Origin of the sequence: Mycobacterium sp. (assembly GCF_035506235.1) — a bacterium.
Classification (GTDB): domain Bacteria; phylum Actinomycetota; class Actinomycetes; order Mycobacteriales; family Mycobacteriaceae; genus Mycobacterium.
This window is the reverse complement of sequence record NZ_DATJPU010000072.1, coordinates 1-2,452: the sequence shown is the minus strand read 5'-3', so window position 1 is coordinate 2,452 and position 2,452 is coordinate 1. Positions and strand designations below refer to the sequence as shown.

At 62.1% G+C, this 2,452-nt stretch carries 3 protein-coding genes; all 3 read left to right on the top strand.

The features are described from left to right. Positions 1-841: NAD-dependent epimerase/dehydratase family protein (locus tag VMD50_RS06540; RefSeq protein ID WP_325426022.1), on the top strand; the 841-nt coding region annotated here is incomplete at its 5' end. A 71-nt stretch (positions 842-912) separates the two neighbouring features. Next, complete coding sequence (locus VMD50_RS06535) at positions 913-1,884, top strand: GDP-mannose 4,6-dehydratase (RefSeq protein ID WP_325426020.1); 972 nt, start codon at positions 913-915, stop codon at positions 1,882-1,884. Between the two features lie 74 nt (positions 1,885-1,958). After that, the coding region (locus VMD50_RS06530; protein ID WP_325426018.1) for a cellulase family glycosylhydrolase at positions 1,959-2,452 on the top strand (494 nt) is incomplete at its 3' end.

Here is a 2,452-nt window from a genome sequence, read left to right as displayed (position 1 = left end):
TGAGTTGTTCACGTGCGACGTGCGCGACCAGGACGCGCTCGAGCGTGCCTTCGCCGGCGCGGAGATGGTCATGCATCTAGCCGCGATCAACGGCACCGAAAACTTCTACAAGCGCCCCGAACTGGTGCTCGATGTCGGGCTGCGCGGCGCATTGGCCGTCGTCAATGCTGGCCGCAACACTGGTGTGCCCGACCTGGTAATCGCCTCTTCCGCTGAGGTGTACCAGACGCCGACGGTTGTGCCGACGCCTGAGACGATCCCGCTGATGCTGCCCGATAGCCTCAACCCGAGGTACTCCTACGGCGGTTCAAAGATCATCAGCGAGTTGATCGCGTTCAACTACGCCCGGGATTACTACCGTAAGGTGCAGGTGTTCCGGCCGCACAACGTTTACGGTCCGGACATGGGTTGGAAACACGTTGTGCCGCAATTCATTGTCGGCGCCCTCAAAGCCCGCGAGGCGTCCTTGGGTGGCACGGCCCCGTTCGAGATTCAGGGTGACGGCACCGAGACCCGGGCGTTCTGCTACGTCGACGACATCGTCGACGGGATTTTGGCGATGTACGCCCGCGGCGGCCATCGCGATATTTACCACATCGGCAACGACGAAGAGGTGTCGATTCGCGACCTGGCCAGCCGGATCGGCAAGACGGTCGGAGTTGACCTGGACATTCGTCCCGGCGAGGGCGCCGAGGGCGGCACCCCGCGTCGTTGCCCCGATATCACAAAGATGCGCCGACTCGGGTATGCGCCCGCGGTGAGCCTCGACGAAGGCCTGGAGCGCACCGTCGCGTGGTATTCGGAGCATCAAGACGACGTCGTCAGCAACGAGTTGATGTGATGTGCCGTCTCGCCGAGGAGCGCTTCGCCGAGAAGATTTATGTGGCGGTCGACGAACTGATGGCTCGGTAGATGTCCCCCGACGGTCCGTCGAGCACGGCACTCATCACCGGTGTGACTGGACAAGACGGGTACTACTTGGCCGAGTTGCTGCTAAGCAAGGGTTTTCAGGTTCATGGCGTGCTACGACCGGGTCAGGGGCACACCGGTTTGCCACCGGTCCACACGCACAACGCCGACCTGACCGATACCGACACGGTCAGCGGGCTGATTTCGGAGGTCCAACCCGACTTCGCGTTTCACCTGGCCGCCGTTTCGTCAGTGGCCACGTCGTGGCAAGAACCCGTGGCCACGACGAGGATGAATGCGCTGGGCACAGTCAACCTGCTCGAGGGCTGCCTGCGAGCACAGGACCGCAGTGGCAAGAAGATCGTGGTCGTCAATGCTTCCAGCTGCGAGATCTTCGCTGGTGCAATCGAGTCTGTGCAAACCGAGACGACCCCACTATGCCCAATCTCACCGTATGGCGCCTCGAAAGCCTTCGGTTTCATGATGTCGCGGGCGTACCGAGCCAAGGGACTGGAGGCATCGAACGCCATCCTGTACAACCATGAATCACCCCGTCGCCCCAAAAAATTTGTCACCCGCAAGATCACCAGCGCGGTGGCCGCAATCGCGTCCGGACGCCGAGATCGGCTTGTGTTGGGTGACATCAGCGTCAAGCGTGATTGGGGGTGGGCGCCCGACTACGTCGACGCGATGTATCGTACGGCCAAGTACGGCAAGGGCGACGACTTCGTCATCGCCACCGGCTTCGCGCATTCGGTCTCCGACTTCGTCGCTGCGGCGTTCGCTGCGGTGGGCATAACCGAATGGGAATCTCGTATCGAGACCGACGCGGCTTTGCTGCGTCCGGCCGATCGAGCTGCCGCGGTGGGTGACGCGGCAAAGGCTCGAGCGATTCTGGGCTGGGAACCCACGATGTCCTTCGACGACATCGTAAAGGCTATGGTTCATTTCGATCTTAGTGGCCAGGACTCGTGACAACCTCATGGCCGCCCCAGCGGCGGCGCGCAGCCGTCAGCACATGGACTATTGGTTAAATGGATAATGCGGCAGTGAACCCGGCGGCGTCCGTGTCGTCTCATCGGCGCGTCCTGCGGGTTGCCCGCGTTGTCGTCCTCGCACCTTTGGTCGTTGTGGTGGGCATGCTAGGCACCTCACTCAGGACCGCCGATGAACGTGCTGAAAAGGTCGAATTCCCCGTTGCCCATTCCTATCTCCGCGGCGTCAACGATACTACTTTCACTTGGCTCGGCGGCTACGGCGATCAAGCCGGCAACGAGTCGGTGGCGTCCTATGTGTTTGAGGCCCAGCACGGTGTCGCGGTGGTGCGGCTGCCAATCAATTGGGAGCGCATCCAGCCCACCCTGGGCGGCGAACTCGACCAGGCGGAAGTCGCCCGACTGACGACGGAGATCTCCCGGGCACGCGCCGCGGGTATCGATGTGATCATCGACCTGATGGAAGGCTGCACCTACCACCAGTCCGATGGTTCGGTGGTGGCATGTTCTCGCGGAATCAGCAGCGACCAGTTCGCGAACGTGTGGAC

What these genes read in the sequence shown, in the direction of transcription:
- VMD50_RS06535 (WP_325426020.1), top strand. Translation starts at nt 913, where the DNA reads ATGTCCCCCGACGGTCCGTCGAGCACGGCACTCATCACCGGTGTGACT.